Annotated in this window: 15 protein-coding genes; all 15 read right to left on the reverse strand. The window is 70.1% G+C overall.

The window, feature by feature from the left end:
• Position 1: 1 nt before the first annotated feature.
• The 15 genes from O5I81_RS15660 to O5I81_RS15730 all read right to left on the reverse strand — a co-directional run bounded on the left by O5I81_RS15660 (position 2) and on the right by O5I81_RS15730 (position 14,603).
• Positions 2 to 214, reverse strand: a complete 213-nt coding sequence (locus O5I81_RS15660) for a hypothetical protein (RefSeq protein ID WP_271065792.1) — start codon at positions 212 to 214, stop codon at positions 2 to 4.
• A 19-nt stretch (positions 215 to 233) separates the two neighbouring features.
• Positions 234 to 905, reverse strand: coding sequence for a response regulator transcription factor (locus O5I81_RS15665; RefSeq protein ID WP_271065793.1), 672 nt, complete (start codon positions 903 to 905; stop codon positions 234 to 236).
• 58 nt (positions 906 to 963) lie between these two features.
• A complete protein-coding gene (locus tag O5I81_RS15670; RefSeq protein WP_271065794.1) occupies positions 964 to 2,517 on the reverse strand; it encodes a Do family serine endopeptidase in 1,554 nt (517 codons plus the stop codon).
• Positions 2,518 to 2,658: 141 nt separating this feature from the next.
• Positions 2,659 to 3,105, reverse strand: coding sequence for a cytochrome c-type biogenesis protein (locus O5I81_RS15675; protein WP_271065795.1), 447 nt, complete (start codon positions 3,103 to 3,105; stop codon positions 2,659 to 2,661).
• Positions 3,102 to 5,075: a heme lyase CcmF/NrfE family subunit gene (locus O5I81_RS15680; RefSeq protein ID WP_271065796.1), complete on the reverse strand. Its 1,974-nt coding sequence runs from the start codon at positions 5,073 to 5,075 to the stop codon at positions 3,102 to 3,104. The genes O5I81_RS15675 and O5I81_RS15680 overlap by 4 nt, the downstream gene beginning before the upstream one ends.
• Entirely contained in the window at positions 5,072 to 5,569 is a 498-nt protein-coding gene (gene ccmE / locus O5I81_RS15685) for a cytochrome c maturation protein CcmE (RefSeq protein ID WP_271065797.1), read from the reverse strand. The genes O5I81_RS15680 and ccmE overlap by 4 nt, the downstream gene beginning before the upstream one ends.
• Positions 5,566 to 6,672 (reverse strand): c-type cytochrome biogenesis protein CcmI, encoded by a 1,107-nt coding sequence (gene ccmI / locus O5I81_RS15690; protein WP_271065798.1) that lies wholly within the window; start codon positions 6,670 to 6,672, stop codon positions 5,566 to 5,568. Before ccmI ends, ccmE begins: the two co-directional genes overlap by 4 nt.
• A 140-nt stretch (positions 6,673 to 6,812) precedes the next feature.
• Positions 6,813 to 8,117, reverse strand: a complete 1,305-nt coding sequence (locus O5I81_RS15695) for a hypothetical protein (RefSeq protein WP_271065799.1) — start codon at positions 8,115 to 8,117, stop codon at positions 6,813 to 6,815.
• A gap of 80 nt (positions 8,118 to 8,197) precedes the next feature.
• A complete protein-coding gene (locus O5I81_RS15700) occupies positions 8,198 to 9,508 on the reverse strand; it encodes an ATP-binding protein (protein WP_271069045.1) in 1,311 nt (436 codons plus the stop codon).
• 107 nt (positions 9,509 to 9,615) lie between these two features.
• Positions 9,616 to 10,293: a response regulator transcription factor gene (locus O5I81_RS15705; protein ID WP_271065800.1), complete on the reverse strand. Its 678-nt coding sequence runs from the start codon at positions 10,291 to 10,293 to the stop codon at positions 9,616 to 9,618.
• A gap of 10 nt (positions 10,294 to 10,303) precedes the next feature.
• On the reverse strand, positions 10,304 to 10,615 hold the full coding sequence (locus O5I81_RS15710; RefSeq protein ID WP_271065801.1) for a hypothetical protein: 312 nt from the start codon (positions 10,613 to 10,615) through the stop codon (positions 10,304 to 10,306).
• Between the two features lie 103 nt (positions 10,616 to 10,718).
• Positions 10,719 to 11,633 (reverse strand): J domain-containing protein, encoded by a 915-nt coding sequence (locus O5I81_RS15715; RefSeq protein WP_271065802.1) that lies wholly within the window; start codon positions 11,631 to 11,633, stop codon positions 10,719 to 10,721.
• Positions 11,634 to 11,754: 121 nt separating this feature from the next.
• Positions 11,755 to 12,819 (reverse strand): PAS domain-containing sensor histidine kinase, encoded by a 1,065-nt coding sequence (locus tag O5I81_RS15720; RefSeq protein WP_271065803.1) that lies wholly within the window; start codon positions 12,817 to 12,819, stop codon positions 11,755 to 11,757.
• Between the two features lie 166 nt (positions 12,820 to 12,985).
• A complete protein-coding gene (locus O5I81_RS15725) occupies positions 12,986 to 13,774 on the reverse strand; it encodes an SDR family oxidoreductase (protein ID WP_271065804.1) in 789 nt (262 codons plus the stop codon).
• Positions 13,775 to 14,090: 316 nt separating this feature from the next.
• Positions 14,091 to 14,603 carry a GFA family protein gene (locus tag O5I81_RS15730; RefSeq protein WP_271065805.1) on the reverse strand — a complete coding sequence of 171 codons (513 nt, stop codon included), beginning with the start codon at positions 14,601 to 14,603 and terminating at the stop codon, positions 14,091 to 14,093.
• Positions 14,604 to 14,683 lie beyond the last annotated feature (80 nt).

Below are 14,683 nucleotides of genomic sequence, written 5' to 3' on the forward strand. Positions count from 1 at the left end.
GCTAGCGTTCCGCAGCCAGCCGCGCGCGGCCTTCCGCGATAATCTGGTCAACCGTCCGGATGTCCTGCTCGCCGCGATCCAGGGATGCACGCGCTTCGCCGACCATCCGTTCCAACGCCTCGCGATTGCGCGCGATGAAGGCGTCTTCCCAGTCTTCGAATGGCTTGCCGTCCTCGGCCATGCCGCCCTCGGGATGTTCAGGATCGGATGTCATCTCGCCATCCTACCACAGTCTACGGGTCGAGCCGGTATCCGGCCCCGCGCACCGTCTGCAGCATCGCCCGGTCGAAGCCCTTGTCGATCTTCGAGCGCAGGCGGGAGATGTGGACGTCGATGACGTTGGTCTGGGGGTCGAAGTGGTATTCCCAGACCTTTTCCAGCAGCATGGTGCGGGTCACCGACTGGCCGGCGTGGCGCATCAGGAATTCCAGCAGCTGGAACTCGCGCGGCTGCAGATCGACGTCCTTGCCGGCCCGGTGAACCTCGCGGGTCAGCAGGTTCATCTCCAGATCGCCGACCTTCAGCGTCGTTGAGACCGCGCCCGTCTCGCGACGGCGCGACAGGGCCTCGACCCGGGCGATCAACTCGGCGAAGGCGTAGGGCTTGACCAGGTAGTCGTCGGCGCCGGCCTTGAGGCCGACGACGCGGTCGTCGATCTCGCCCATGGCCGAGAGGAACAGCACCGGGGTGGCGTCACCCTCGCGGCGCAGGGTCTCGACGACGCTGACGCCGTCGCGGCGCGGCATCATCCGGTCGACGATGAGAACGTTGTACTCACCGGCCCGGGCGGCCTCGAGGCCGTACTCGCCGTCCGAGGCATGCTCGCATTCGAAGCCGGCCTCCGACAGGCCACGCTTCATGGCCTCGGCCGCTTCGATATCATCTTCGATGATCAGAATACGCATGGCGCCGCCCCAGCAGAAGATCGAGGGCGGCCCCGACTCAGGGCCGCCCCCTCCTAGACTAACCCGGGATCTTCACCGGCACATAGGCGGTGGCGCCGTTCGAAGCGATGCCCAGCAGCACCGTCGGACGGCCGGCCTTCTTCGCCGCGTCGACGGCCGCCGCCACCTCGGCCGCGCTGCCGACCTTGCGGGTGTTGACGCTGACGATCACCACGCCGCGCTGCACGCCCTGCTCGGCCGCGTCGGAATCGGCGCGCACCGTCTCGACGACGACGCCGGACTCGACGTTGTTGCGCGACCTGGCGGCCGCATCGAGCGGGCCGAGCGCCATTCCCAGCACCACGGGCCGTTCGGCCGGCGCCGTCGGCTTCTCGCCGCCCGGGGTCGGGCGGCCATTGCCCTGGCCGGACTGGGCCAGATCCAGTTCCTTCTTGGACGGCCGCACGCCCGACCGGATCTCGATCTTCACCGGCTTGCCGTCGCGCAGGACCGACATGCGGACGACGTCACCCGGCCGGACCTTCGCCACTTCGCGGGTCAGCGCCGTCGAGGAGGTCACCGGCGCGCCGTTGACCTCGGTGACCACGTCATCGAGCTTCAGCCCGGCCTTGGAGGCCGGGGCCCCGGGGGTCAGGTCGCCGACGATCGCCGCCTTGATCGGACCCAGGCCCAGGGCCTGGCCCATCTCCGGCGTGAAGTTCTGGATCGAGGCGCCAATGTAGCCGCGCTGGACCTTGCCGTTCTGGATCAGCTGGCTGGTGACGCTGTCGGCCAGGTCGGCCGGAATGGCGAAGCCGATGCCGACCGAGCCGCCGGTCGGCGAGAAGATGGCGCTGTTGACGCCGATCACCCGGCCGTAGGTGTCGAAGGTGGGGCCGCCGCTGTTGCCGCGGTTGATCGGGGCGTCAACCTGGATGAAGTCGACGAACGGGCCATCGTGGATGTCACGGGCCAGGGCCGAGACGATGCCGGCCGTGGCCGTGCCGCCGAGGCCGAAGGGGTTGCCGACGGTGATCACCCAGTCGCCGACCCGGGGCTTGGCGTCATCCTCGAAGTTGACGAAGGAGAAGCCCTTGCCCTCGACCTTGAGCACCGCCAGATCGGTGTCGCCGTCGGCGCCCACCACCTTGGCCGGCAGTTCGCGGCCATCCTTGAGGGTGATTGTGATCTCGTCGGCGCCGTCGATGACGTGGTTGTTGGTCACCAGATAGCCGTCGGCCGAGATGAAGAAGCCCGAGCCCGAGGACTGCTGACGCGGCAGGCCGCCGCCCTGGCCGCCTTCGGCGCCGCCCTCTTCCCCGTCCTCGCCCTGGCCCTGGCCCGGCAGGTTGAAGGGCAGCCCGGGGATGCCGCGCAGGCTGGATGGATCGACCTTTGATTTTACATCGATGGAGACCACCGCCGGCGACACCTTTTCGAAGATGTCGGCGAACGACATCGGCGCGCCGGGCGGCGGGGCGAAATTGACCTTGGTGGCGGTAAGCTGGGCCGCGGAGGCGTAGTGGCCCTCGGCGGCGTCCGCCATTCGCATGCCCACGCCCGCCATGGCGGCGGCGGCGACGCCGACCCCCGCGATCGCGCCGACGACAAATCCACTCTTTCTCGATGACATCGTCATTTTGTTCCTGCGCCGGCATGACGCCGGTGTTTCCACGTCCAAGTTAGAAGCGTTGCCGCGATGTGCAACGCTGCTCAAGTTATCTTTGCGTCATGAGCCGGGAGATAGTTGCGGCAGGATCGCGGCGGCTTGGTGTCAATCTCGCCCTTCGCGCGTCAATTGTGCAAGCCGCGCCTCCTCCTCGGGCGAAAGAGCCGCGGGCGCGGGCCGGCCGCGCAGCCGCAGGATCAGCAGGCCGCCGCCGACCAGCAGCACGATGATGGGCCCGCCCCAGAGCAGGGCGTTGGGCGCCGAGACCGCCGGCTTGAGCAGGGCGAACTCCCCGTAGCGGGCGACGAGGAAGTCACGAATGTCCTGGTCGCTGCGGCCGGCCGCGATCTGCTCACGGATGACCTGACGCAGGTCATGGGCCAGTTCGGCGGTGGAATCGTCGATCGACTCGTTCTGGCAGACCAGGCAGCGCACCTCGCGGAACAGGCTACGGGCGCGGGCCTCCTGCGCCGGGTCGGCCAGCCGCTCGGACGGATCGGAGGCCGCGGCAATGCAGGCGAAGGCGGCGAGCGCGATCAGCAGGCGTTTCATGCGGCCACCGCCTTGCTCTTGCGGCCGACCGCCAGGCGCAGGCGACGGTCCGACAGCGACACCGCGCCGCCGAGCGCCATCAGCAAGGGTCCGAGGAAGATCAGCTGGACCCAGGGATTGAAGTAGCCGCGCACCAGCCAGGCCGGCTGTCCTTGCGCCGTCGTGCGGCGCTCGCCGAGCGTGATGTAGACCTGGTCGAGGCCGCGATAGCAGATCGCCACCTCCTGCGTGGTCTGGCCGCCGGCCGGATAGAAGCGGCGCTCCGGCCGCGCCTGGCAGACGATCTTGCCGCCCTTGCGGACGGTCAGCAGCCCCTGTTCGGCCAGGTAGTTGGGTCCGTCGAGGATATCGACCTTGTCGAGGGTCAGTTCGTAGCCGCCGAGCGGCACGGCGCGGCCGACGTCCATGACCTCGGCCAGTTCGATCTTCCAGGCGGTCTCGAAACAGGCGCCGAGGATGAACAGGCCCAGCCCGAAGTGGGCGAGGCTGGAGCCCCAGGCCCCGCGCGGCAGGCCGCCCAGACGCCGGAGCGACTCCGACCAGGGAAGCCGGAAGGCCCGCACCCGCTCGGCGATCTCCGACACGGCGCCGGCCAGCAGCCAGAAGCCGAGCGCCACTCCGGCGCTGGCCAGAGCCTTGCGCGGGCTGACGAGGGCCAGGGTGAGCAGACCCGCGCCGACGGCCAGCAAGGCCGCGAAGACCAGCCGCTGGGCGGCGCCGAGCGCATCGCCGCGCTTCCAGGCCAGCATCGGGCCGAAGGGCAACAGGACCAGGCCGATGGCCATGATCGGCACGAAGATCAGGTTGAAGTAGGGCGGCCCGACCGAGACCGTCTGTCCGTCCAGCGCCTCGCGGATCAGCGGGAACAGGGTGCCGAACAGCACGGCCACTGCGGCCGCGGTCAGGACGATATTGTTGACCACCATGGCGCTCTCGCGGCTGATCGGCTTGAAGCCGCCGCCGGGGCTGAGCGACGGCGCCCGCCAGGCGAACAGGGCGAAGGCCCCGCCCGCCGCCAGGCCGAGGATGCCCAGCAGCAGCAGGCCGCGCTCGGGATCGACGGCGAAGGCGTGGACACTCGTCAGCACGCCCGAGCGCACCAGGAAGGCGCCGAGCATCGAGAAGGTGAAGGCGGCGATGGCCAGGAACAGGGTCCAGCCCGGCAGGGCGCCGCGCTTTTCCGTCACCACGGCCGAGTGCAGCAGGGCCGCGCCCATCAGCCAGGGCATGAAGCTGGCGTTCTCGACCGGGTCCCAGAACCACCAGCCGCCCCAGCCCAGTTCGTAGTAGGCCCAGAAGCTGCCGAGCGTGATGCCGATGGTCAGCAGGCCCCAGGCGGCCAGGGTCCAGGGCCGGATCCAGCGGGCCCAGGCGGCGTCGATACGGCCGCCGATCAGGGCCGCGACGGCCAGGCTGAAGACCACCGAGAACCCGACGTAGCCGAGGTAAAGCATGGGCGGGTGGATCGCCAGGGCCGGGTCCTGCAGCAGCGGGTTGAGCGAGGCGCCCTCGACGGGCGGATCGGCCAGCCGGGTCATCGGGTTGGAGGCGAACACGGTGTAGGCCAGGAACAGGGTCCCCAGCGCCCCCTGCACGGCGATGGTCCGGGCCTTCAGGTCACGAGGCAGGTCACGGCCAAACCAGCCGACGGCGGCGCCAAACCCGGTCAGGGCCAGGCACCAGAGCACCATCGAGCCCTCATGACTGCCCCAGGCGCCGGCCACCCGGTAGAGCAGGGGCTTGGCCGTGTGGCTGTTGTTGGCGACGTTGGCCACCGAGAAGTCGCTGGTCACGAAGGCATGGATCAGCGCCCCGAACGTGACGATCAGCGCGACGAAGGCGCCGGTCGCCGCCCCCTCCCCGGCTCCGGCCAGCAGCGGCCGGCGCGCCCCGGCCGCCGACAGGGCGGTCTGGGCGATCGACAGGACGAGGGCGAGGATGAGGGCGAAGGCGCCCAGTTCGACGATCATGCGCCATCCTGCCTGGGTGCCGGCGCGTCATGCTCGGGTCGCTGCCCCTCGCCGCGCCATTCGCCCTGGTTTTTCAGGGCCTTGGTGACTTCGCGCGGCATGTACTTCTCGTCGTGCTTGGCCAGCACCCGCTTAGCGACGAAGACGCCGTCCGGACGCAAGGCCCCCTCGGCGACGACGCCCTGGCCTTCCTTGAACAGGCTGGTGACCTCGCCGTCGTAGACCACGGTCATGCCGGCCTGGTTGTCGACGACCCGGAAGGTCATCGCCTCGCCGTGCTTCTTCAGGCTGCCGACCTCGACCAGACCGCCGAGTTGGAAGGCCTTGCCGGGTTTCAGCGAGGCCGTCGCCACCTGCCCTGGCGTCAGGAACAGGGAGATGTTCTCGCGCAGGCCGTAGAGGGTCAGGCCGACAGCCAGGGCCAGCACCGGGGCGCAGGCCAGGACGATGGTCAGCCGCCGCCGGGCCTTGTGGGATCTGGGCCAGAAACTCATCGCGCCGTCTCCGCTTCCGCCTGCAGGGCCTTCAGCACCTGCGGCTGGTCCTTGTACAGGGTGCGGGCCCGGGCCAGTGCCGCCTCCCGCTTTGCCGTCTCGCCGAGCACCCCGTAGGCGCGCACCAGCCGCACCCAGCCCTCGGGGTCATCCGGATCGGCCTCAAGCCGGGCGGCCAGGCCATCGACCATGCCGCGGATTTTGGCGTCCATGTCGGGGCCGGCGGGGGCGGCGGCCGGCTGTGGCGGTCCCGGCCGCTTGCCGGTGCGCTCGACCTCGCTGATCTCGGCGGCCAGGCCTTCGCGGCGCGGATCGTCCGCCGGCAGGTCGGCCAGCAGGGCCCGCCAGCCGGCCAGTCCCTGGGCGGTCTTGCCGTCGGCGATGTCGGCCAGGGCCAGATGATAGCGGGGTGAGGCGGCGCGCGGATCAAGGCGCAGGGCCTCGCCGAACGCCTTGCGGGCGTCCAGGCCGATCTCGCCCTGGCCGGTCAGCACGAACAGTTCGCCCTGCTGGGCCCAGAGTTCGGGATTGCGCGGTTCGAGCACCACCGCCTCGCGCAGGGCCTTCGCCGCGCCGAAGGGGTCGTTCGATTCCAGCCGCGCCCGGGCCAGGAGCTGCAGCAGGCGGGGGTCGTTCGGCCGCTGTTTGGCCACCTCGGTCAAGGCCGCGGCGACCTGCGCCGCCGTCAGGGTCGAGGGGTCGGCCTTGCCCCAGGCCGCGATCCTGTCGCGGATCGGCGCGTCGGCGCGGCCGGGCGAACCGATCCAGAGGTAGAGCGCCAGGGCGGCCAGCGGCGTCAGCACCGCCGCCGCCAGGGCGAAGCTTCGGCCGCCGGCCAGGGTGACGGGCCGCGCCGCGTCATCGGCCGCCAGCAACCGCTTGCCGGCCTCGGCGCGCACCTCTGCCTGTTCGACCGGGCTGAGCAGGCCACGGGCCACCAGGTCATCGACCTCGGCCAGCTGGCGCCGGTGCATGTCCACGCCCGGGTCGGCGCCCTCCGGGGCCGCCGCCTGGCGGCGGGCAAAGGTCAGCACCAACCATGCCGCCAAGGCTGACAGCAGGGCGGCGAGGGTCCAGAACAGGACGGTGATCCACAGGGACATGGGCGCGCTGTTAGCGGATATCTGAGGCGGGGGCGAGGCGGCAAAATCGACGGCGGACACGACTGACCGGCCGCGCCGGGGTTGTATGGCCGTCTTGAGACCGCGCGCGCCTTGATCCAGCGCAACGCCGGAACGCGCGGCTAGGCCGCGGCCAGCCGCCGACGGACGATCTGGGCCGCCTTGTCATCCTTCGCCAGAGTCAGGATATCGGCCGCGATGACCAGGAAGGCGCGCACCCGGTCGGGATGCTCGACCTCTTCCGAGCGCAGGTGTTCCAGGGCGTCCTCGACATAGGGGTCGATGTGCTTCTCGACCGCCTCGAGGATGCGGGCCCGGGTGGATCCGAAGCCGCCATTGTCGGCGCTGGAGCGAACTTCCTCGGCGAAGGCCAGCAGGCTCATGGCATGGCCGACGGCCCGGGAGTCGGGATCGGCGGACAGCTTGGGCGCGGCCTTGATCAGCCGGGCGCTGTAGCGGATGGCCTGCACCGGCAGCGCCTGGCCGACGGCGGCCTCGATCTCCTTCAGCCGGCCCTCGACCGACAGCGCCAGCCCGCGCTTCTGGCCGGCCAGCCGCTTGCCCCACTCGCCGTCCTTGTTCAGCTGCACCGCCTCCTCAAGCTCGGCGATGGCGATGGAGGCCTGATGCACAGCGCGTCCGGCCGCCCTGCCGGCGGCCTCGCCGCCGCCGGTGTCGAAATTGCGCACCCTGGTCAGGTGGTCATCGATGGCGTCCATGACCTTGACCCCGAAGAAGGCCAGGTCGGAGGCGGCCAGATAGCGTTCGCTCGGCCGGTCCATGACCGCCGAGATGATCCGCAGGATCTGCATGGGCTCGCCCATCCGCGAGGCCAGCATCTGGAAGAACAACGGGCCGGCGTCCGGGGCCACGGCGACGCTGTCGCGATAGGCCAGCCGGGCGGCTGCGCGCCGCTCCTGGTCCATGCGGGCCAGCCAGTCGCCCAGGTGCGGCAGGCAGCGGCGAACGATCGGCGCCAGGGTCAGGGCCGGCCCCAGGCGCGCCGCGTCGATGCCTGCCAGGGCGGCGGGACGGTCCTCGGCCTCGAGGTCCTGCAAGGCCAGCTGGCACAGGGCGTCGAAGGTGGCCGGGTCGATGTCCTCGGGACTGTAGGCGGCGGCCGATGTCTGGGCGATGGCGACGGCGTCCGGCCAGGCGGCCTTCAGATGCTGCCAGAGCCGGGTCAGATGGCCGGACGGAAACTGCGCGGCCGGGCCATTGAACAGGCCGACGAGGGGGGCCAGCGCAAGGTTGCGCAGGGCCCGGTCCTTGGTCTCGCGATCGATCAGCAGCCAGACCGAGCCGAGTGGCCCGTCGCGCACCGCGTCATCGGACAGGGCGTGTTCAAGCTTGCGCAGCACGCCGTCGGGCGCGCTGTCGATCAGCATCCGGAGCAGTCCAGCCTTGGCCGGCGAAAGCTCGCCCATCGGTCACGCCCAAAGCCGCCCAGACGGCGGCGGTAACCAAGATGCCGCAGGGGTGGTTAATGAAGGCCGAAACGGGCCTTTCAGGCTTCGGCCCGCGGCAATCTGACCGTCACCTTCAGTCCGCCCATGGCGCTGTCGTCCAGCACGAGGTCGCCGCCGTAGGCCCGCGCCAGTTCATCGACGATGGCCAGGCCCAGTCCTGAGCCGGGCGCGCTCTCATCGAGGCGGGCCCCGCGCTTGATCACGTCCTCGCGGCGTTCGGCGGGCAGGCCCGGGCCATCGTCCTCGATGGCGATAGTCAGCCAGTCGGCGCCGGCCGGCGCGGCGGTCGCCCGGATGTTGCGCCTGCACCAGATGCCGGCGTTCTCGAGGATGTTGCCGACCAGCTCCTGCAGGTCCTGCCGCTCGCCCCGGAAACACAGGTCGTCGGGCGCGCGCCAGTCGATGGTGACGCCCTTGTCCTGGAAGATTCGCTCCATGGTCACGGCCAGTTCGTCCAGCACGGCCGAGACATCGGTGCGCTCGCCGGTGCTCTGCGAGCGGGCGGCGGCGCGGGCGCGGCGCAGGTGGTGCTCGACATGGGCCCGCATGGCCTCGGCCTGGCGCTCGACGATGTCGGACAGCGCGCCCGGCGTGCTGCGCGCCTCGGTCAGCATCACCGCCAGCGGGGTCTTCAGGGCATGGGCCAGGTTGCCGACGTGGGTGCGCTGGCGCTCGACGACATCCTGGTTGTGGGCCACCAGGGCGTTGAGCTCGCCGGCCAGCGGCGACAGTTCGGCCGGATAGTCGCCGACCAGCCGCTCGGCCTTGCCGCGGCGCACCAGGGCGACCTCGCGGCGCAGGCCGAACAATGGCGCGAGGCCGATGCGGACCTGCAGATAGACGGCCAGGATCAGGCCGGCGCCCAGCACCACCAGCGCCCCGACGATGACGGCGATGAAACGGTTGGCGGCCTCGTCGATCGACTCGCGGTTCTCGGCGGCCATGAACAGCACCGGCTTGTCGCGGCCCGGAATGGAGCCGACCTGGGCGGCGGCGTGCAGGCGTTTGCCGAGCGGATCGACGGTGTCGAAATAGACGCTGGTCCCCGGTGTTTTGGCGGCGGCCGGGCCGACCTCGGCGGGAATGGCCAGGTTGCTGTCCCAGATCGAGCGCGACTCCACCAGCGGCTTGACCACGCCCTTGGCGTCGAGCTCGGCGATCTGCCAGTAGAAGCCGCTGTAGGGGCGATAGGCCCGCACGTCGGTCATCGGCGGGGCGTAGACCTGACCGTTGTCGACGGTGGTTTCGGCCTGCAGGCCGCGAATGGATTCCTCCAGCCCGGCCTCGAAGCGCTGGACGGAGGCCTGGCGGAACAGGTGGTTGAGGCCGAACCCGGCCAGCACCAGCATGCCGATGCTCCACACCCCAGCCAGCAGCACCAGCCGCAGGACGAGCGAGGAGCGCCTCAGGCTCCGGAAAAGGGGCAGGCGTTCTCGCGCTTTACCGCGCGCCTCGCTCACGCGTCGCTCTCACCCTCGAGGGCCATAATGCGGTAGCCGAGGCCGCGCACCGTTTCGATGCGGTCCTGGCCGATCTTCTTGCGCACCCTGCCGATGAACACCTCGATGGTGTTGGAGTCGCGGTCGAAGTCCTGGTCGTACAGGTGCTCGACCAGCTCGGTGCGGCTGATCACCCGGCCCTGGTGCATCATCATGTAGTGCAGCAGCCGGTATTCCAGCGAGGTCAGGCGCAGCGGCTCGCCATTGACCGAGGCGCGGGCGGCGCGGGGGTCGAGCCGCAGGCCGCCGCAGGACAGCTGCGGGCTGGCATGGCCGGCCGAACGGCGGACCAGGGCGCGCAGGCGGGCCAGCAGCTCTTCGGTGTGGAACGGCTTGGTCAGGTAGTCGTCGGCCCCGGCGTCGAAGCCGGCCACCTTCTGGCTCCAGTTGTCGCGGGCGGTGAGGATCAGCACCGGCGTCGAGACATTCTCGCGCCGCCATTTCTCCAACACCGACACCCCGTCGATCTTGGGCAGGCCAAGGTCGAGGATGACCGCATCATAGGGTTCGGTCTCGCCGAGGAAGTGGCCTTCCTCGCCGTCCGGGGCGTGGTCGACGGCATAGCCGGCGTCGCCAAGGGCCAGCTTGAGCTGGCGCGACAGGTCGGGATCGTCTTCGACGAGCAGAATACGCATGGATGGAATCCTAGAACTGGCCGGTGGCCGCGTCGACCATGAAGTCTTCGAAGCGACCGCCCGGGAAGCGCAGCCGCATCCAGTAATACTTGCGGCCGCCCTGCATGCGGGGATTGGCGTTGACGTACTCGCCGCCGGTGCGGCTCTCGACCATGCGGATCAGCTGGGACAGGGGGATTTCCCGTTCGCGCGGGGCGTCTAAACCACCCTTCTGCTCCTGGCGGTCGTCGCGGTTGCCCTTCCCACGACCCTGCGCATCCGCCGCCATGGGGATGGCGGCGGTCAGGATCGCGGCTGCAAAAAGGGCGACGAGACGTTTCATGCCTGTGCTTCTAGGGTCCGTCGTCTGAATGGCGGCTGAATGAACAGGTTATGCAAGGTACGCGACCGCCTGTCACGGGCCAGCGCCCGAGAGGCGAGAGCGATCAGCGCTTCTTGGCGGCGTAGGGGCGCTTGGCCTTCCACTCCTGGGCGAACTGCTCAAGTTCCGGGCCGGCGACGTCGGGCAGGGTAACCACCAGCCGGGCCACCAGGTCGCCGCGCTTGCCCTTGGCGTCGATGAAGCCCCGGCCTTTCAGGCGCAGCTGCTGTCCGCTGTTGCTGCCCTTGGGCACCGTCAGGGCGACGTTGCCGTCCGGCGTCGGGGCCTCGACCTTGCCGCCCAGCACCGCGTCGGGAACGGTGATCGGCACGTCCATGATCAGGGTGTCGCCCTCGCGCCGGTAGATGGGGTGGGGGCGGATGCCGAGCTCGATCATGGCGTCGCCCGGGCCGCCGCGGCCAGGAGCCCCCTGGCCCTTCAGACGAAGGGTCTGGCCATCCTGGGCGCCCTTTGGAATCGCCACCTCGATGGTGCGGCCGTCGGAGAAGGCGATGCGCTTCTTGGTCCCGCGGATGGCGTCTTCCAGATCGATGTCGATCTTGGCGCGGACATCCTGGCCCTTGGTCGAAAAGCCGCCGAAGCCGCCGGGATTGCGCCCGCCGCCGCCGCGCCCGAACATCTCGCCGAGGATGTCGTTCAGGTCGACGCCATCGGGGCCCGGCCCACCGGCCGGCCCGCGCGGCGACCAGCCGCCGGCGCCCGCGCCGCCGCTTCGTCCGAACGGGCTCTGCTCGTGGCCCTCGGCGTCGATCTCGCCGCGGTCGAACTTCTTGCGCTTCTCCTCGTCGCCGACGATGTCGAAGGCCCCCGAGACGCGCTTGAACTTCTCCTCCGCCGACTTGTCGCCGGGGTTGGCGTCGGGGTGGTACTGCTTGGCCAGCTTGCGGAACGCCTTGCGGATGTCGTCCTGCGACGCACTGCGGGAAACGCCCAGCTCCAGATAGGGGTCGCGCGCCAAGGATACCTCTTCACAAATCAAAGTCGGTCGAAGGCCTCTACCTAAGGCAACGCGCGGCCCACGCAAGGGGCACTGTTGTAAAATTGCAACTTCGCGCGCCGACGCTGTCGTTTTCGGGCGGCTAGAAGCTCGCCCGCTCGACGGTGACGGTCATGCCGCCGTCGTCGCTGACCACCTCCAGCCGGGCGTCCAGCTGCTTGACCAGGGCCTGGACGATCACCGTCCCCAGGCCGCCGGTCACCTCGCCCACCGAGGCCGTCGCCAGCCCCGGCGTCTTGCCGATGCCGTTGTCGGCGACGGTCAGCTTCCAGTTCTCGCCCCGGCTCTCGTAGACAACCCGCACCAGCGCGCCGTCGCGGCCGGCGGGAAAGGCGTACTTCACCGCATTGATCACCAGTTCGGTGACGATCAGCCCGACGCTGACCGCCTGGCCCGAACTCATCCGCCCGTCGTCGGCCGTCACCGCCAGGGCGATCGGCCGGTCCTCGGCGATCATCGAGCGGCCGAGCCCCTCGCACAGCTTGGTCAGGTAGGGTCCCACCCCGACCTCGCCGATGCCCTCGACGGCGTGCAGGTGCGACTGCACCGCCGCCACGCTCATCACCCGCTGATGGGCGTCGCGCAGATGGTCCCGCGTCTCCGGCGAGGTCACCCCGCGCGCCTTGAGCATCAGGATGCTGGCGATGATCTGCAGGCTGTTGGCGACCCGGTGCTCCATCTCCTGCAGCAGGATCTGCTTCTGCTCCAGCAGCGCCTCGGTCCGGGTCAGCAGGGCCGCCAGCTCCTGTTCCAGCCCGCGCCGGGCGGTGATGTCGGTGAAGGCCAGCAGGATGGTGTGATCGGGGCTGGTCTCGTAGACCACCTTGCGGGCGTTCAGCAGCATGGTGCGCTGGCCGACGCCCGGGAAATCGTGGCTGACCTCGAAGTCGTCCATCGCCGCCCGCTCGGGGATGATGGTCTCCAGCAGCAGGCGCAGGGCCGGAATGTCCCACTGGCCGTCGCCCAGGTCGTAGAGCAGGGCCCCGCGCGTGTGCGCCTCATCGACCTTGAAGGTCTCGTAGAAGGCCCGGCTGGCGGCCATGACCCGCAGTTCGCCGTCCAGCACCAGCAGCGGCTCATGGATGGTGTTGACGATCGCCTGGGCGAGCGTCTGGGCCTCGGCAATCCCCTGCAGGGGGTTGATCATGGCGAAAGGACCAGGCCGATCTGTAGCGCGGGGGCGGCGACCGATTTCGATCAAAGGAAAACCCCGTTCGGCTTATAGGCGATCCGGTCGACAGAGTCGCGCCGGAACCGACGTAGCGGTGTCGGAAGCATCGTAACCTCCGGCGGCCCGCAAGCCCCCGCGCCGTTCAGAACAGCGAGGTCGTCATCCCCCCATCGACCACCAGGCTCTGGCCCACCACATAGCCGGCGAAGTCGCCGCACAGCATGGCGATGACCTTGCCGACTTCGTCGCTTTGCCCCACCCGGCGGGCCGGAATGCGCAGCTGCTTGGCGAACAGGGCCTCGGCCCCGGCCCGGTCGAGGCCGTTCTTCTCGCCCAGGGCGGCGAGGGTGCGCTCCAGCCCGTCGGTGGCCACCATGCCCGGCAGCAGGCAGTTGATGGCGACATTGTCCCGCGCCAGCCGCCGCCCGACCGCCGCGCAATAGTTGACCAGCGCCGCGCGCGCCGGCCCCGACAACAGCCGCGTCTCGCTGGGAAACTTGGCCGCCACGGTGGCGACGGCGACCACCCGGCCCCAGCGCCGCGCCGCCATGCCCTCGCTGAAATGCCGGATCAGCTCCACCGGCCCGACCAGGCCGCTGCTCACCGACCCCAGCCAGTCGGCCTCGCCGATGGCCCGGAAGTCCTCGACCGGGGCCGGTGGCGAGACGCTGATCACCAGGATGTCGGCGGCCGGACAGGCCGCCGCCAGCGCCGCCCGCCCCTCGGCCGTCGAATGGTCGGCCACCACCGGCGTCACCGACGCCCCGGTCGCCGCCGCGATCTCGCCCGCCGCCGCCAGCAGCCGCGCCTCGCCGCGCGCCGACAGTACGATCCTCGCCCCCTCCCCGGCCAGCGCCAGGGCGGCGGCCCGTCCCATGCCGGCGCTGCCGCCGGCGATCAGGGCGGTGCGGCCCGCGATCCCTAGGTCCATGTGCTGTTCCTCAAGCTGACCCGCCGCTTGTCCCCGCCCGCCCCGCCCGGGTCAACCGCCGGCGCTCGCCCCCGCGATCTGTCGAAGCCCGGCTATTGTAGCACAGGGCGGCGAATAAATACTGTTATAAATCAACCGCCTAAGACCTATCCGGGAACCATCCGGGTCGTCATTTCCACCCCTCGAAACCGCCCTGTAGACCCACCCGAAACCACCCGGAAACCACCCGATGTCGCGGCGTTCGGGGAACGCCGGAAAAAGGGGCGAAATCAATATGTCTAGACATATTCATCTTGCCGGAGGGCGGGGCGCGGCCTCAGCCGGCGCCTTCCACATGGCCGTCGAAGCGGGGGGCGTCGTCGCAGATCATCACCCAGTCCGGCTTGTCGCCGACGAAGATGTGGCCGGCGATGCCAAGCTGCGGATGGCCGTCCAGCGCCCCGGCCGGCACGAACATCCGCCCGCCGTCCGGCGTTGGCTGCGGCATGGGACAGCCGCAGCCGCCGCAGAAGGTATGGCTCCAGCCGGTCGCCGTCTCGAAACGGCGCAGCTGCTCCTCGCCGCCGACCCATTCGAAGCGGTCCTGGCGGACGTTGAGCACGGCGTTGGAGCCTGTGCCGGAGGCGCGCCGGCATTGCGAGCAGTGGCAGAAGCCGACCGGCGGCAGGCGGTCGAACAGGCGGAAGCGGATGTGGCCGCAGAGGCAGCGGCCGGTGGCGGCGAGGGGGCGGGGGCGTCGGAAAAGCAGTCGGGCCGGAGGAGGAGGAGGTGTTTGTTCGGCGGTCGGCGTTCTAGTGGGCGTTGAGGGATAGGCAGCTGGAGCGCGCACCGGGATCATAGTGCCCCAGCCAAACACGATCAGGCCTGCCGCGTTCGCCCCCGGTTGGCACGCCTCGAACCTGTCCGGCC

Source organism: Caulobacter sp. NIBR1757, assembly GCF_027912495.1.
Lineage (GTDB): Bacteria > Pseudomonadota > Alphaproteobacteria > Caulobacterales > Caulobacteraceae > Caulobacter.

Excerpts from the sequence above, each read along its gene's own strand:
- O5I81_RS15660 (WP_271065792.1), bottom strand. The coding sequence starts at position 214 with ATGACATCCGATCCTGAACATCCCGAGGGCGGCATGGCCGAGGACGGC.
- O5I81_RS15665 (WP_271065793.1), bottom strand. The coding sequence starts at position 905 with ATGCGTATTCTGATCATCGAAGATGATATCGAAGCGGCCGAGGCCATG.
- O5I81_RS15670 (WP_271065794.1), bottom strand. The coding sequence starts at position 2,517 with ATGTCATCGAGAAAGAGTGGATTTGTCGTCGGCGCGATCGCGGGGGTC.
- O5I81_RS15675 (WP_271065795.1), bottom strand. The coding sequence starts at position 3,105 with ATGAAACGCCTGCTGATCGCGCTCGCCGCCTTCGCCTGCATTGCCGCG.
- O5I81_RS15680 (WP_271065796.1), bottom strand. The coding sequence starts at position 5,075 with ATGATCGTCGAACTGGGCGCCTTCGCCCTCATCCTCGCCCTCGTCCTG.
- ccmE (WP_271065797.1), bottom strand. The coding sequence starts at position 5,569 with ATGAGTTTCTGGCCCAGATCCCACAAGGCCCGGCGGCGGCTGACCATC.
- ccmI (WP_271065798.1), bottom strand. The coding sequence starts at position 6,672 with ATGTCCCTGTGGATCACCGTCCTGTTCTGGACCCTCGCCGCCCTGCTG.
- O5I81_RS15695 (WP_271065799.1), bottom strand. The coding sequence starts at position 8,117 with ATGGGCGAGCTTTCGCCGGCCAAGGCTGGACTGCTCCGGATGCTGATC.
- O5I81_RS15700 (WP_271069045.1), bottom strand. The coding sequence starts at position 9,508 with ATGCTGGTGCTGGCCGGGTTCGGCCTCAACCACCTGTTCCGCCAGGCC.
- O5I81_RS15705 (WP_271065800.1), bottom strand. The coding sequence starts at position 10,293 with ATGCGTATTCTGCTCGTCGAAGACGATCCCGACCTGTCGCGCCAGCTC.
- O5I81_RS15710 (WP_271065801.1), bottom strand. The coding sequence starts at position 10,615 with ATGAAACGTCTCGTCGCCCTTTTTGCAGCCGCGATCCTGACCGCCGCC.
- O5I81_RS15720 (WP_271065803.1), bottom strand. The coding sequence starts at position 12,819 with ATGATCAACCCCCTGCAGGGGATTGCCGAGGCCCAGACGCTCGCCCAG.
- O5I81_RS15725 (WP_271065804.1), bottom strand. The coding sequence starts at position 13,774 with ATGGACCTAGGGATCGCGGGCCGCACCGCCCTGATCGCCGGCGGCAGC.